Source organism: Aquisalimonas sp. APHAB1-3 (assembly GCF_048323695.1).
Taxonomy (GTDB): Bacteria; Pseudomonadota; Gammaproteobacteria; order Nitrococcales; family Aquisalimonadaceae; genus Aquisalimonas.
This window is the reverse complement of sequence record NZ_JBLWFT010000004.1, coordinates 143,915-157,773: the sequence shown is the minus strand read 5'-3', so window position 1 is coordinate 157,773 and position 13,859 is coordinate 143,915. Positions and strand designations below refer to the sequence as shown.

Here is a 13,859-nt window from a genome sequence, read left to right as displayed (position 1 = left end):
CGTCAGAACCCGAGGTCGTAGGTGGGTTCCTCGCAGTCGCCACAGACCCACGGGTACCGCCAGTTGGCAGTGCGGTTCTCGTTGCCCTCGACGTACTCGCTCCAGGGCTCGGCGCGGACCACGTCATCGGTCTCCCAGACCGGGAAGAACTGACCGTCGGGCTCGATCTCGCCGATGATGACCGGCTTGTGCAGGTGGTGGTTCTCCTCGTCCATGCACACCTCGAAACCGGACGGGGAATCCACGCACTGGCCGTAGACGGCCTGGCGCACGGCGTCCACATCGGTAGTGCCGGCCTGCAGCACGGCCTGGGCCCACATACGGATACCCATGTGGGTGGCTTCCATGGGGTCGTTGGTAACCCGGTCGGAACCGCCCGAGAGGTCGTTCTCCTCCACGTACTCGAACCAGCGCTCCGTGAACTGCTCGTTCTCCGGCGTATCGATGGACATGAAGTAGTTCCAGGCCGCGAGGTGGCCGGCCAGGAGGTCCGTGTCCATGCCGCGCAGCTCCTCCTCGCCCACGGACGTGGCCAGCACCGGCACGTCGATGGGGTCGATGCCCTGGTTGGCCAGCTCCTGGTAGAACGCCACGTTGGCGTCGCCGTTGACGGTGTTGATCACGGCGGTGGGGCCGCCGTCGGCGAAGCTGCCGATGTCGTCGACAATGGTCTGGAAGTCATCGTGGCCGAAGGGCGTGTAGACCTCCTCGATGTCCTCGTCGCCGATGCCGTGGGCATTCAGGTAGGCCCGCACGATGCGGTTCGTGGTGCGCGGGAAGACGTAGTCCGTGCCCAGCAGGTAGAAGCGCTCCGCACCGCCACCCTCTTCGCTCATGAGGTACTCCACGGCGGGCAGCGTCTGCTGGTTCGGCGCCGCGCCCGTGTAGAAGATATTGCGGGAGGACTCCTCGCCCTCGTACTGCACCGGGTAGAACATCAGGCCGTTGAGCTCTTCCAGCACCGGCAGCACCGCCTCGCGGGAGACGGACGTCCAGGAGCCGAAGATCACGTCCACTTCCTCGCGCTCGATCATCTCGCGCGCCTGTTCGGCATAGGTGGGCCAGTCGGAGCCCGGGTCCATCACCACCGGCTCCAACTCGCGACCCAGCAGGCCGCCCTGCTCGTTGATGTCCTCGATGGTCATGAGCGCCACGTCGCGCAGGGACGTCTCGCTGATGGCCATGGTGCCGGAGAGGGAGTGGAGAATCCCCACCTTGATGGGGTCGTCCGCCTGGGCGTTGCCCGCTGCCAGCAGCCCCAGCGCCAGGGCGCTGCCTGCAGTGGCTCGAACGAGCGCCGTTTTCGGTTGTTCTGAATGCATCGGTTGCCTCCGTGGTCCTGTTGATCGGCCCGGCATGCACCGGGCCGGGGCAGTGACTCCGCGGTACCGGGCCGCCGGGCCCGGCACTGCATCCATACGGAGCAAGCCGCATGCCAGGGTTAAAGAAACCGCAAAAACAACACGTTTCGCACTCGCCTCAAGAATATTGCACCGCCATGACGCCTGGATTCGCACCGCGGAAACGCATACGCACAATGACAGTGCGTCGGCTGCGCTGGTCGGGGGACGTGTGAGGCGCAGAGCGAGCGTAGGCAGGCGTAGGGCGGACCTTCAGGTCCGCCACGGGTGATTATCAGCCTTTCAAACAGGAAAGCCGACGGGAACAGGTGGACCTGAAGGTCCACCCTACGGTTAAGCAATGTCGCGGCTGCGCAGCATGCCTTCGCGGACGATGAAATCGACGACCTCGTCGAGGCCCTGACCGGTCTTGAGATTGGTGAACAGGAACGGGCGTTCGCCGCGCATGCGCTTGCTGTCCCGATCCATGACTTCGAGCGAGGCGCCGACGCCCTCGGCCAGGTCGATCTTGTTGATCACCAGCAGGTCCGAGCGGGTCACGCCGGGGCCGCCCTTGCGCGGGATCTTGTCGCCGGCGCAGACGTCGATGACGTAGATGGTGAGGTCCGACAGCTCCGGGCTGAAGGTGGCCGAGAGGTTGTCCCCGCCGCTCTCCACGAACACCACGTCCAGCCCCGGGAAGCGGGCGTTGAGGTCCGCCACGGCGGAGAGGTTCATGGACGCGTCCTCGCGGATGGCGGTGTGCGGACAACCGCCGGTCTCCACGCCCATGATGCGCTCGGCCTCCAGAGCGTTACGGCGGGTGAGGAACTCGGCGTCTTCACGGGTGTAGATGTCGTTGGTGACCACGGCAATGTTGTAGTGGTCACGCATGGCGTGGCACAGGGATTCCAGCAGCGCGGTCTTGCCGGAGCCCACGGGCCCGCCGATGCCGACGCGCAGGGCCTGTTCGGTTGTGGACATGGTGTCTTCCTCCTGATGTTGCCGTTGGGCGTCCGCTGTGGCCGTAGGAGCACCGTAGGGTGGACCTTCAGGTCCACCAATTGGGCTTCGACAGACCACCGCAGGGTGAGTGCCGGAGCATGGTGGACCTGAAGGTCCACCCTACGGTGCTGCTGCGCCTAGCTTCGGAACAGCCGGGAATACTGCGTTTCATGCAGGCTGCTGGCGATGGCCACGCCCGGGGCGGTACCGCCGATGGCGTCATCATCCAGTTGCAGGCCCGCGGCCGCGGCGGCGCCGATGGGCTCCGCCAGCTCCAGCAGCAGCTTCTGCCCGGCCGTCTGCCCCAGGGGCACCAGCTTGATGGCGGCGGCCACCTGGTTCTCGCACCAGGCCCACAGGTACGCTTCGGCGCCTTCGGCCAGCGGAATCTCCCAGCGCGCCAGCGCCAGGGCGTACAATGCGGCCCAGCTCGCCTCGGGCTCGGCCGTCCACGGCTGCGCCTCGGGCATGTCCAGCTCTGCCAGCAGTCGCGCCAGGGCCCGACCCAGGTGGTGGTCCTCCGCCACCAGTTCCCGGGTTTCGCGGCTGGCGCGCAGCCAGCGGCTGTAGCGGGTCACGGCGGCGGTGTCGTTGCGGCGCCAGGCCGCGTGCAGGCGCGCCAGCAGCGGGATGTCCACCCGCCCCAGGGTGTGCCGGAGCTGCCCCTGGAGCCAGTCGGCGACCGCATCCGCATCGCCGACCCAGCCTGCCTCGATGGCATACTCAAGCCCCCCCGAGTAGCTGTAGGCGCCCACGGGCAACGTCGGGCTCATGAGCTGCCACAGGCGCCGGCGGGCCAGACCGGTGTCAGTGGTGGTGGTCATGGTCGTGCCCATGCCCGTGGCCGTGGCCACCGCCGTAGGCGCCCGCCTCCGGCTCGAAGGGGGCTTGCTCCGCTATCGGCTCGACGCCGAGACCACGCACCATGTCATCCAGTACGTGGTCATGGCGGTAGCGGCAAAGACCGTGGCCGATCTGCAGCGGCACGTGGCGATTGCCCAGGTGGTAGCACACGCGGGCGAGCAGCGTGGCATCACCACAGCGCACGGTGGAGACCGTTTCATCGGCCGCCTCAACCCGCACCACGCGGCCGTCGACGGCGCGCAGGCAGTCGCCGTCGCGCAGGATGTGGCCACGCTCCAGGAACACCCCCACCTCCGTGCCGTCGCTCAACGCAGCCCGGAAACGGCTCTTCTGGCGGGTATCAAAGGGCAACCGCAGCACACCGTCCTCCGGTGCCGCGCCCACTCGCTCGGTCAGTTGCAGCATGGCTTGCTCCTCAGAACAGGAAGTACCGCTGCGCCATGGGCAGCTCGGCCATGGGCTCGCAGGTAAGCAGTTCGCCGTCGGCGCGCACCTCGTAGGTCTCCGGGTCCACCTCCATGTGCGGCTGCCAGTTGTTCAGCACCAGATCCTGCTTCTGCACGCTGCGGCAGCCCTGCACGGCCACCAGCCGCCGCTGCAGCCCCAGCCGCTCGCCGATGCCCGCGTTCAATGCCGCCTGCGAGACGAAACTCACGGACGTGCCGGTCATGGCGCGGCCGTGGCTGCCGAACATGGGCCGGTAGTGCACCGGCTGCGGCGTGGGGATGGAGGCGTTGGGGTCGCCCATGGGGGCGCTGGCGATGAACCCGCCCTTGAGAATGAGTGCCGGCTTGACGCCGAAGAAGGCCGGATCCCAGAGCACGATGTCCGCCAGCTTGCCCGGCTCCAGCGAGCCCACCTCGTGGGCGATGCCGTGGGCGAGCGCCGGGTTGATGGTGTACTTGGCGATGTAGCGCCGGGCACGGTAATTGTCATCGCCGGCACTGTCCTGTTTCAGGGCGCCGCGCTGGACCTTCATCTTGTGCGCCGTCTGCCAGGTGCGGATGACCACCTCGCCAACCCGGCCCATGGCCTGGGAATCCGAAGAGATCACCGAGAACGCACCAAGATCGTGCAGGATGTCCTCGGCGGCAATGGTCTCGCGCCGGATGCGGCTCTCGGCGAAGGCCACGTCCTCGGGGATGCGCGGGTCCAGGTGGTGACACACCATGAGCATGTCCAGGTGCTCGTCGATGGTGTTGGTGGTGAACGGCCGCGTCGGGTTGGTGCTCGACGGCAGCACGTTGGCCAGGCCGCACACCTTGATGATATCCGGGGCGTGGCCGCCACCGGCGCCCTCGGTGTGGTAGGTGTGGATGGTGCGGTCCTTGAATGCCGCCACCGTGTCCTCCACGAAGCCGGACTCGTTCAGGGTGTCGGTGTGGATGCACACCTGCACGTCATGGTGATCCGCCACCGACAGCGCGCAGTCGATGGACGCCGGGGTGGTGCCCCAGTCCTCGTGCAGCTTGAGCCCCAGGGCACCCGCCTCGATCTGCTCGTTGAGCGCCTCCGGCAGACTGCCGTTGCCCTTGCCGAGAAAGCCCAGGTTCATGGGGAATGCCTCGGCGGCCTCCAGCATGCGGTGGATGTTCCACGGCCCGGGCGTGCAGGTGGTGGCATTGGTACCGGTGGCCGGCCCGGTGCCGCCGCCGATCATGGTGGTCACGCCCGAGGTAAGCGCCTCCTCGATCTGCTGCGGGCAGACGAAGTGGATGTGGGCATCGATCCCGCCGGCAGTGACGATCTTGCCCTCGGCGGCGATCACCTCCGTGCCGGGGCCGATGACGATGTCCACGTCCGGCTGGGTGTCCGGGTTGCCGGCCTTGCCGATGGCTTGGATGCGGCCGGCCTTGATGCCGATGTCCGCCTTGACCACGCCCCAGTGGTCGAGAATAAGCGCGTTGGTGATCACGGTATCCACCACGTCACGGCTGGTGCGCTGACTCTGGCCCATGCCGTCGCGGATGACCTTGCCGCCGCCGAACTTCACCTCGTCGCCGTAGACGGTGTGGTCGCGCTCCACGCGAATCAGCAGCTCGGTGTCGCCCAGGCGCACGCGGTCGCCCGTGGTGGGGCCGAACATGTCCGCGTAGGCGGTGCGGGAGATGGTATTGCTCATGCCGTGCCCTCCTTCAGCGGCCCCATGACGCGGCCCTGAAAGCCGTAAACGGTGCCGTCGCCGGCGTAGCGCACCAGCTGCACCGTGCGCTCCTGGCCGGGCTCGAAACGCACCGCCGTGCCGGCGGGGATGTCCAGCCGGAAGCCCCGCGCGGCGCCTCGGTCGAAGGTGAGCGCATTGTTCACCTCGAAGAAGTGGTAGTGCGAGCCCACCTGCACCGGCCGGTCGCCGGTGTTGGTGACCGCCACCGTGACGGTCTCACGGCCGTCGTTCAGGACGATGCCGCCATCGGCGGGCAGAATCTCTCCGGGAATCATGGCGCGCCTCCTCAGCGGATGGGTTCGTGGACGGTGACCAGCTTCACCCCGTCCGGAAACGTGGCCTCCACCTGCACCTCGGGGATCATCTCGGCGACGCCGTCCATGACGTCATCGCGGGTGAGCACCTCGCCGCCCAGGCTCATGAGCTCGGCGACCGTCCGGCCCTCGCGTGCGCCCTCCATGATGGCCGCGGAGATCATGGCCTTCGCCTCCGGGTAGTTCAGCTTCAGGCCCTTGGCCTGGCGCCGCTCCGCCACCAGTGCGGCGGTGAACAGCAGCAGCTTGTCTTTCTCGCGGGGTGTAAGCTCCATGAGACGCCTCCAGAGTGTTGTTCAGGTCTTCCAGATGCGAGGGGTGCTCGGTGTACGGCCCAGAACGGGCTCCCGCACCACCTGCCACGCATCTTCGAGTACGGCCCGCGCGGCCTCGGCCCCGTTGGCAAGGCCGCGTAGCAACAGCAGGTCGCCGATGCGTGATACGCCAAGGCGCACGGGATGGCGCTCCAGCCGGGCGCGAAGGGTCTCCTCGAGACCTTCCGCAGCTGGCGTCATCACCAGCGAAATCACCGTGGTATAACCATCCAGCCCCCACGGCCGGGTCAGCAGGGGGTCGCCGGAGGCCAGATTCAGCCGCTCGTGCAGTAACACCTGTCCGTCCCGTTCGATCAGCAGCTCCTGAGCGCAGCGCGCCGCATCGAAGTGGTCGCCACTGCCTGGACGGCCCAGACAGAGGATGTCCCAGGCACACAACCGGGCTGCGCCCGAGAGCTGGAACCGATTTGTCAGCGCGGTATCGGAGCGACCATGGAGAATCGTCTCCATGGGCAGGAACTCCAGAGACGCATCGTCCTCGACCCGGAACACCTGCTCCTGATGGGCCACCGGACCCGCCGTACGGTAGAACTTGGCCGCGGCGGGCGTGGTGAGGAGGACGTGAGCGCTCGGGGCCACATCCGCGTCCAGCCGCAGCCGGTCACCGCCGACCACGCCACCGGGCGGATGGATCAGGTAGGCGTGGCAGACGGCACCTTCCGGATGGAAAGTTCGCTGCACCAGCAGAGGGCCCTCGTGGCGGCGACGCGCAAGCACGGTGCGATCGCCTCTCGGTGCAAACCGCAGCTCCAACCGGCCCAGCCAGCTGCCGTCCATGGCGCCCTCTGCCTCAACGGGGATCGCTGTGGGCAGTGCTACCACGGTTCAGACCACGATCAGCAGATAAACGCCGGATGCCACCAGGACGCCGCCGCCCACGCGCTCCATCGGTCGCATCTGACGCATGCGCGCGGCAGCGGCAGCAAGCCCGGCACCCGCCGTCAACAGCAGGGCCGACGCGAGGGTGAACCCCGAGGCAAACAGGGCAGCCGAGAGACCGGCCGCCATCTCTGCACCGTGTGCATGCCCGTGAAACAACGCGAACAGACCGGCAATGGCGGCGGCCGCGGCCATGGGAACCCGCCGGGCACCGAAGATGAGCGCGCCCGTAATCAACAGCGAGCCGATGATGCCGAACTCAACCAGTGGCTGGGCGCCTTGCCCAGCGCCCACGGCAAAGCCCAGGACAACCGCCCCCAGAAACGCGCCGATCACGCCCAGGGTTCCGCGCAGGGTGTGCTGGCGGGCCGCCCAGAAGCCGATCCCGGCCATGGCCAGTAGATGATCCAGGCCGAGCAGCGGATGCACGAACCCGGCGCCGAAGCCGCCATGCCCGTGGCCGGGGTGCGCCAGCGCGAGGGCGGGAACAAGCAGGAACAGGGACCCCAACAGATATCGCATCAAACAACCTCCACGCAGGGTTCGGGTGAGCCGGGAATGTTCGAGCGCCCCGGCACGAAACGTCTGCGCGAAGCTGGAGCAGAACCTGTGCCAGAACAAAAAAGTTAATGATATCCGCCGGATGGAGCACAGGAAGGGCGGAAGGGCGATCCAGATATGCACAACGACGGTGCAAACAGATCGGTTCACGCACGAAAACGGGGCGGGCATCGCGCCCGCCCCGGAAGGGCTCCGCAGAGCCCCATGGGAGTTGTTCTGTCTTCCCCTAGAAGTCAGTGGCGACGGTGAACGCCCAGCGGTCACGGTTGCCCGAGATGTCGTTGTCGCCGTACATCACACTGAAATCGAGGCCTGCGTACTCGACGCCGGCGCCGATGTGCCAATAGGCGAAATCATCATCGCTGTCGTCGGCGTCCACATAGCCCACGTCGGTGAACACGTAGGTGTCGCGCGGCAGTGCATAGGCGAGATTGAGCTCATAGTAGATGTAGTCGCCGTCGTCCGCCTCGTAGACGACGTAGAAGTCCGCGGCGAGGTCACCGACCCCCGTGTTAACGCCCGCATAGAGCTCCGTGAATTCCGCGGCGCCGCCGGCGGCAGGATAGAAGTAGTGAATCACCCCGACATCAATACCGACTTCATCAGTAAGATCGGTGGCAAAGCCGCCGTAGACATCCATCTCGATGTAGGCATCATCGCCCTCACCGAACTGGACGCTCGAGTTCCAGTTGCCCAGATACAGCCCAGACGCGTGTTCCAGGTCGAAGCCACCCTGGATTGCCGGGCGCCCTCCCGTCTCGCTGGCCCCCTGGAAAATGTAATCCGACGTCACCGCCAGATTGCCGCTCCACGCGAAGCCAGCGCCAAGGTCATTGGCGACGGCACCGCCGGAAGTGACGAGAAGGCCGCCGGTGGCCAGCGCAGTTAGGGTCTTTTTCATTGGTATCGCCTCTGTTGCGGTTATCCCTGAATCGTTCCGCCACGTTCCGGTGGCTCAGACCGATCGGGTCACTGCAGAAGCCATGCCACTTACTGGTTACTTTTTCTATTCAAATGCTTAGGCGTTGCGTCCAGGCCCCCGCCGTGGCATCGCGCACCACCGTGCAGCGACGGTCCCTCCGCCGCCCACTTTCCGTGCACAAAAAAGCCGCCCCGGAGGGCGGCTTCTATAATGTTCGGTGCTGCGCGCGCGATTCAGTCGTCGACGGCCACACCGCTCTCTTCGAGCATGTAAACCACGGCGTTGCGCACTTCCTCGTCACTCAGGCTGGAGTCGCCACCACGGGCCGGCATGGCGCCGATGCCGTTGATGGCATTATCAACGAGCTCTTCCAGGCCCTTGTCTTCATACAGGCTGGCCCAGACGCCCTCGTCACCCGTCACCGGTGCATCCATCACGCCGCTGGCGTGGCAGGCCATACAGGCCGATTCATTGACCTCGGAGCCGGACATGGCGACTTCTTCTTCGTCAGCGTCGTCATCGTCTTCGTCCACCGCCGCAACAGGCGCGGACTCGCCGGCTTCCCGCACGGCACCAACCGACTGCAGATTACGCTCCGCACGGTCGCGCTCATGGGCGAGCTGGGCCTGCTGGCGAGATTCATCGAACGTGCTGGCAAATACCGCCAGGATGCCGATGATCACCGCGCTCACGACGAGCAGTGCCATCACGCCGCCGAAGGTTTTCATGAATGCCTTATCGTCTTGCTCGTCGCTCACGCTCCACACTCCATCGAATTACCGCCCGCGCGGTGGGGCCGAAAACCGGGAGAGCAGTATATCGGAAAGACCCGACCCGCAAAACCTCGCCGGCCCCGGACGAGCATGGACGTATGCGGTCATAACCGCTATCCTACGCAGCTCAGATCAAAGCGCCCGTAGCTCAGTTGGATAGAGCGTCGGCCTCCGAAGCCGAAGGTCGCAGGTTCGAATCCTGCCGGGCGCGCCATCTACTCTTGAAGCACCCCCAATCCCCCCGATTGCAACCGAATCTTCACGAGTCGGGATTCGAACCTGCGACATCCAGACCCCTCAGGTTCGACCGGCCGCCGCAGGCGGCCAGTGCCGCGGCGCGCCGCGACGCGGACCCGAAGGGCGAGGCGCCAAAGGCGCCGTCGTAATCCTGCCGGGCGGCCATCTCTATCGGGACTTCACCGAGTCGCAATCCATCCGTGTCCTATACTCCCCTGTGACGAATCCGCGACTTGACGCGGACCTGTGGGTGCAATCCAGGCCAAGTGCGTCCGGACAGCGCCCGGCGATCACGGGGGCCCCGCCGTGCCGTCACTGGTACCCGATCATGCCCGCAGCCTGCTTTTGGTGGACGACCACGCCGTGGTACGTGCCGGCTATCGTCGGCTGCTGGAGCAGTCCGGCGGCCAATGGCAGGTGGAGGAGGCGGAGAGCGGCGAAGCGGCCTGCGTGCGCTGCGCCGAACGGGCGTTCTCGCTGGTGGTGCTGGACCTGGCCCTGCCCGGGCTGAGCGGCCTGGAGACACTGCGCCGCCTCCGCGCCCGCCATCCGGATCAACGGGTTCTGGTCATGAGCATGCACGACCAGCGGGCCTTCGTTGAGCAGGCGCTAAGCGCGGGGGCAACCGGTTATGTGACCAAGGCCAGCGCACCGGAGACGCTGACCACCGCCGTGAGTCGGGCGATGGAAGGGCGCCGGTTCCTGGGCCCGGATCTGCCGCCAGGCATTGGCGGGGACAACGCGCCCTCCGGCCTGGCGGTGCTGTCTCCCCGGGAGTTCGAGATCTTCCGGATGCTTGCCGCCGGCAAGCGCGTGTCGCAGATCGCCGAGACGCTGTCCATCAGCTACAAGACCGCGGCGAACTGCAGCACCCGGATTCGCCGGAAGCTGGCGGTGTCCGGGCCGGCGGATCTCGCCCGGCTGGCAATCCGGGCCGGCGTCATGGAGGTCTGACGATGACGCTGGTCACGCGGCTGCAACTACTGTTCGCCGTGCTCACCCTCGGGTTTCTCGTCGCCGGACTCACGCTGGTCATCCACCACGCCCGCACGGCCGTTCACGCTGAACTGACCTCGGCGGTGGACCTGACCACGGCACTGGTCCGCAGCGCCGTGGCGGACACCAACGGGAACGCCCCGGCCAGCGGCACCGACGACTTGGTGGACCGGCTCGAGACCGTCACACCGCAGCGGCATGTGCGACTTGAAAAGGTCCGTGAAGACGCGCACCGGCCACTGACAGCGGCCGCGCCAGACCGGGGTGCCACGGCTCCGGCCTGGTTCGCGTGGCTGGTGGGATTCGAGGCCGCCGCCCATACACGCACGATTACGCTCAACGACGGCGCCGGAACGGCGCTGCTGATCCGGGCGGAGCCCGGCGACGAGATCGCCGAGGCGTGGCAGGGGGCGCGCGGCCTGCTGGCGCTGCTGGTGGGATTCGGTGCTGTGGCCGCCGTTCTCATTCAGTGGTTGCTGCGGCGTACGCTTGCTCCGCTGCAGCAGCTCAGTGGCGGCCTCGGCGCCCTGGAACGTGGCGATTACACCCGTCGGCTGGCCACGACCGGCACACGGGAGCTGGACCGCCTGGCCGACCAGTTCAACGCCCTGGCTGCGGCACTGGCCCGCACCCGGGAACGGAACCGCCTGCTCAACCGCGCGCTGATGGACGCCCAGGAGCACGAACGGCGGCACCTGGCCCGGGAACTCCACGACGAGATGGGGCAATGCACCAGCGCGCTGCAGGCCGAGGCGGTCGCCATCCGGGATGACCGCGCACCACTGCCGGCACGCATCCGGGACGGGGCCGAGGCAATCCGCAGCACCGCCCATCACATCCACGGACTGGCGCGTAACCTCATGCGCCGCCTGCATCCGGCCGATCTGGACACCCTCGGTCTCGGCCCCGCACTCCGATCTCTGGCCGAGGACTGGCAGGGCCGGCATCTGCAGGTCCGCCTCGACATAGCGGCCCTGCCCCCGCACGCCACCGAGGATACGGCGCGGGACATCCATCTCTACCGGCTGGTGCAGGAGGCCCTGAGCAACGCCAAACGCCATGGGGGCGCGGAGCGGGCGCGGGTTCGGCTGCGCGAGTGCGCCGGGACATTGCAACTGGGCATCGCCGATAACGGTCGTGGTTTTGACGCGACGACGCCCACGGGCGGACTCGGCCTGGCCGGGATGCGCGAACGCGTGCGCAGCCTGGGCGGGCGCATGCGCGTACACAGCCGCCCCGGCGCCGGCACCGTGCTGGTCTTCAGGTTCCCCGGCGCCTGCGTCCCCGCCGCGGTGCCCGACTGTCAGAAACGGGCGGTGACACCTGCCATCACCGTGCGCCCGACGCCGGGCCGCAGCCCGTCCTGAACATCGCTGATGTAGAGCTTGTCAGTGAGGTTGCGTCCCTGAACCCAGAGCGTTGTGTCCACGCCCTGCAGCGCGGTGCGGTAGCTGGCGCGAGCGGACAGAAGCGTGCGGCTCGGCACCCGCCCCGAGTCCGCGTCGATGGTGCGGGTGTTTTCGATGTCGGAGTAGAACGCGCCGAAATGGCTGGCCGTGGCGCTCAGCTCCCAGCCACTGAGGTGGTCCACGCCAAGGGTGAAACTGCCGGCGTGGCGGGGAATCTCCGGGACGCGGTTGCCATCCAGGGGGCCGGTACGGAACTCCGCCTCAGTGTAGTTCCAGGCAAGCTCCGCGAACACGTTGTAGGGGGACGGGATATACGCCGCGGAATCGACACGCCCCTGCACGTCGACACCGTAAACGTTCGAGTCCGCCGAATTGACGAACAGTGCGTCACCGAACGCGTCCACGTCATCGCGGATCAGGGTGTCGCTGATGCGATTGTAAAAGGCGGCAACGTCATAACTCACCCCGCCGAACACGTCGCCACGCATCCCGAGCTGCGCATTGATGCCCGTCTCGGGAGTCAACGGGAAGTCCTCGGAGCGCGCCGGTGCCGGCGCGTAACCGCGGTGGACACCGGCGTAGACTTCCGTGGCATCGAAACCCTGGTAGAGAGCACTGATACCGGGGAGATACAGGGTGTTCCACTCACTCTCCCGGGCGCCTTCGTCCTCGTGTCCGGGTCGGAACCGGGTGTGCGCTTCCTGTCGGTAGGTCTCCACTCGCAGGCCCGGAGTAATGGTCCAGTCGCCCGCGCGCATGCGGTCCTGCACAAAACCGGAGTAGGCCTCGGCCTTGTACGTGATCAGGCGTCCGTCCGCCGGGTAGCCGTCCTCGCCTTCGACGGCGCGCAGACGCCCGCGGTTGCCGGCGTCCAGTTTCTCGCCCTCGAGCCCCACCGGCCGGCGATCATCGAAATCATGCCGCTCGAACCGCAGCCCTCCCTCGAAGGTGTGCGCCACGGCACCGGTCTGCACGCCGGCTAGCGCGGCACGGGTCTCGAGGCCGAACGTCTCGTAACGGCGGTCACGGCCCTGCATGAAGCCACCGTCGTCCAGCGGCTCGCCGCTGGTCCGGAAGCGGGGGCGATCGACATTGGTGTAGAACGCCTTGCTGGAAAAACTCAGACGCTCCGTTGCCTGGAAGTCGTGGCCCAGGTCCACCTTCCAGTAATCCACCGAGATGTTGTTGTCTTCGCGGCCCTCGTTGAGGCGGCGCTTGCCGCGCGGATTCTCGTCGAACTGCTCCGGGCTGAGGTTGTTCTCGTCGTAGCCGTCCGAGCGCTCCCTGAAATGGGTCACCGACGCGCCCAGGTCGTGGCGGTCGTTCACGTCCCAGCGGACACTGCCGAAGAAGTCGTCGTACTGGTGCTCTTCGACGTCGAAGACACCGTCGGCGTTCTTGCCCGTGTACGCGAATACCGTGCCGACATCGCCGTCAGTGCGCCGGTGCATGAGATGGCGCTGAAAGGTGTTGCGGTTGCCTCCTGCCAGTTCGACCGTGGTTTCAGGGATCGGCGTGGGCTGCTTGTTGCGGAAGTTGACGATGCCGTGGTTGTTCAGCGGCCCGTGCACGATCTGGCCCGCACCCTTGAGGACCTCGATGCGCTCCAGCCGCTGCACCGGCGGCGTGTAATGGGCACCGGAATCCAGGTAGTTGCTGGCACTAATCGGCGTTCCATCCTCCAGCAGCAGGGTCTTGCGCGAGCGCCGGGGCGGCGCCCCACGAATCCCGATGCCGGACCGGCGGCCCAGGGCGTCGTCGTCGATGGTGCGCACACCCGAGACGAAGTCCAGCGCGTCGTGGAGGGTCTGCGGGCGATACGCCTCGATGTCGTGATCGCTCAGGACCGCGGCCGCTCCCGGCGTTTCCGTGATGTCGTCCAGCAGCAACGCGTGGACTTCCAGCGCCTGCAGACGCTGGGGCACATCACTCCCGGAATCCGCGGCGACGGTGAACGTGCTCGCCAGCAGCAGGCTGGCACCCCGTGCGCACAGACAAGCCATTCGCGTGGTGGCGGTCATGGTCACCCTCCCGATTTGTCGTTGTTCTGCTTCCGAGTA

The 13,859-nt window shown here is 67.0% G+C and carries 14 protein-coding genes and 1 tRNA gene; 3 read left to right on the top strand and 12 right to left on the bottom strand.

The features are described from left to right. Positions 1-2 precede the first annotated feature (2 nt). From urtA to ACNSTU_RS08920, 11 genes are all read right to left on the bottom strand, one after another. Positions 3-1,322: an urea ABC transporter substrate-binding protein gene (urtA, locus tag ACNSTU_RS08970; protein WP_290636090.1), complete on the bottom strand. Its 1,320-nt coding sequence runs from the start codon at positions 1,320-1,322 to the stop codon at positions 3-5. A 372-nt stretch (positions 1,323-1,694) separates the two neighbouring features. Continuing rightward, positions 1,695-2,324, bottom strand: coding sequence for an urease accessory protein UreG (gene ureG / locus ACNSTU_RS08965; protein WP_290636092.1), 630 nt, complete (start codon positions 2,322-2,324; stop codon positions 1,695-1,697). Positions 2,325-2,482: 158 nt separating this feature from the next. Beyond that, positions 2,483-3,169: an urease accessory protein UreF gene (locus ACNSTU_RS08960; protein WP_290637623.1), complete on the bottom strand. Its 687-nt coding sequence runs from the start codon at positions 3,167-3,169 to the stop codon at positions 2,483-2,485. Continuing rightward, the gene (gene ureE / locus ACNSTU_RS08955) at positions 3,153-3,614 is read right to left on the bottom strand and encodes an urease accessory protein UreE (protein WP_290636096.1); all 462 of its coding nucleotides are present in this window, start codon (positions 3,612-3,614) and stop codon (positions 3,153-3,155) included. The genes ACNSTU_RS08960 and ureE overlap by 17 nt, the downstream gene beginning before the upstream one ends. A gap of 10 nt (positions 3,615-3,624) precedes the next feature. Continuing rightward, positions 3,625-5,331 carry an urease subunit alpha gene (ureC, locus tag ACNSTU_RS08950; protein ID WP_290636098.1) on the bottom strand — a complete coding sequence of 569 codons (1,707 nt, stop codon included), beginning with the start codon at positions 5,329-5,331 and terminating at the stop codon, positions 3,625-3,627. Then, positions 5,328-5,648: an urease subunit beta gene (locus ACNSTU_RS08945; protein WP_418212271.1), complete on the bottom strand. Its 321-nt coding sequence runs from the start codon at positions 5,646-5,648 to the stop codon at positions 5,328-5,330. Before ACNSTU_RS08945 ends, ureC begins: the two co-directional genes overlap by 4 nt. 11 nt (positions 5,649-5,659) lie before the next feature. Beyond that, entirely contained in the window at positions 5,660-5,962 is a 303-nt protein-coding gene (ureA, locus tag ACNSTU_RS08940) for an urease subunit gamma (RefSeq protein ID WP_290636102.1), read from the bottom strand. Positions 5,963-5,983: 21 nt separating this feature from the next. Then, positions 5,984-6,799: an urease accessory protein UreD gene (locus ACNSTU_RS08935; protein WP_290636104.1), complete on the bottom strand. Its 816-nt coding sequence runs from the start codon at positions 6,797-6,799 to the stop codon at positions 5,984-5,986. A gap of 48 nt (positions 6,800-6,847) precedes the next feature. Beyond that, positions 6,848-7,423, bottom strand: coding sequence for a HupE/UreJ family protein (locus ACNSTU_RS08930; RefSeq protein WP_418212270.1), 576 nt, complete (start codon positions 7,421-7,423; stop codon positions 6,848-6,850). A gap of 265 nt (positions 7,424-7,688) precedes the next feature. Further along, the gene (locus ACNSTU_RS08925; protein ID WP_418212269.1) at positions 7,689-8,363 is read right to left on the bottom strand and encodes a TorF family putative porin; all 675 of its coding nucleotides are present in this window, start codon (positions 8,361-8,363) and stop codon (positions 7,689-7,691) included. Positions 8,364-8,617: 254 nt separating this feature from the next. Then, complete coding sequence (locus ACNSTU_RS08920) at positions 8,618-9,142, bottom strand: c-type cytochrome (protein ID WP_290634974.1); 525 nt, start codon at positions 9,140-9,142, stop codon at positions 8,618-8,620. A 152-nt stretch (positions 9,143-9,294) separates the two neighbouring features. Between ACNSTU_RS08920 and ACNSTU_RS08915 the strand changes: the two genes are divergently transcribed. From ACNSTU_RS08915 to ACNSTU_RS08905, 3 genes are all read left to right on the top strand, one after another. Then, a tRNA-Arg gene (locus ACNSTU_RS08915) sits at positions 9,295-9,371 on the top strand. Between the two features lie 329 nt (positions 9,372-9,700). Further along, positions 9,701-10,348, top strand: coding sequence for a response regulator transcription factor (locus ACNSTU_RS08910; RefSeq protein WP_290634976.1), 648 nt, complete (start codon positions 9,701-9,703; stop codon positions 10,346-10,348). Positions 10,349-10,350: 2 nt separating this feature from the next. Further along, entirely contained in the window at positions 10,351-11,757 is a 1,407-nt protein-coding gene (locus ACNSTU_RS08905; protein WP_290634978.1) for an ATP-binding protein, read from the top strand. Here ACNSTU_RS08905 and ACNSTU_RS08900 read toward each other — a convergent pair. Then, positions 11,694-13,820 (bottom strand): TonB-dependent receptor family protein, encoded by a 2,127-nt coding sequence (locus tag ACNSTU_RS08900; RefSeq protein ID WP_290634980.1) that lies wholly within the window; start codon positions 13,818-13,820, stop codon positions 11,694-11,696. The genes ACNSTU_RS08905 and ACNSTU_RS08900 overlap by 64 nt on opposite strands. Positions 13,821-13,859: the final 39 nt, after the last annotated feature.

What these genes read in the sequence shown, in the direction of transcription:
- ACNSTU_RS08935 (WP_290636104.1), bottom strand. Translation starts at nt 6,799, where the DNA reads ATGGACGGCAGCTGGCTGGGCCGGTTGGAGCTGCGGTTTGCACCGAGA.
- ACNSTU_RS08945 (WP_418212271.1), bottom strand. Translation starts at nt 5,648, where the DNA reads ATGATTCCCGGAGAGATTCTGCCCGCCGATGGCGGCATCGTCCTGAAC.
- urtA (WP_290636090.1), bottom strand. Translation starts at nt 1,322, where the DNA reads ATGCATTCAGAACAACCGAAAACGGCGCTCGTTCGAGCCACTGCAGGC.
- ACNSTU_RS08925 (WP_418212269.1), bottom strand. Translation starts at nt 8,363, where the DNA reads ATGAAAAAGACCCTAACTGCGCTGGCCACCGGCGGCCTTCTCGTCACT.
- ureA (WP_290636102.1), bottom strand. Translation starts at nt 5,962, where the DNA reads ATGGAGCTTACACCCCGCGAGAAAGACAAGCTGCTGCTGTTCACCGCC.
- ACNSTU_RS08900 (WP_290634980.1), bottom strand. Translation starts at nt 13,820, where the DNA reads ATGACCGCCACCACGCGAATGGCTTGTCTGTGCGCACGGGGTGCCAGC.
- ureG (WP_290636092.1), bottom strand. Translation starts at nt 2,324, where the DNA reads ATGTCCACAACCGAACAGGCCCTGCGCGTCGGCATCGGCGGGCCCGTG.
- ACNSTU_RS08960 (WP_290637623.1), bottom strand. Translation starts at nt 3,169, where the DNA reads ATGACCACCACCACTGACACCGGTCTGGCCCGCCGGCGCCTGTGGCAG.
- ACNSTU_RS08905 (WP_290634978.1), top strand. Translation starts at nt 10,351, where the DNA reads ATGACGCTGGTCACGCGGCTGCAACTACTGTTCGCCGTGCTCACCCTC.
- ureE (WP_290636096.1), bottom strand. Translation starts at nt 3,614, where the DNA reads ATGCTGCAACTGACCGAGCGAGTGGGCGCGGCACCGGAGGACGGTGTG.
- ureC (WP_290636098.1), bottom strand. Translation starts at nt 5,331, where the DNA reads ATGAGCAATACCATCTCCCGCACCGCCTACGCGGACATGTTCGGCCCC.
- ACNSTU_RS08930 (WP_418212270.1), bottom strand. Translation starts at nt 7,423, where the DNA reads ATGCGATATCTGTTGGGGTCCCTGTTCCTGCTTGTTCCCGCCCTCGCG.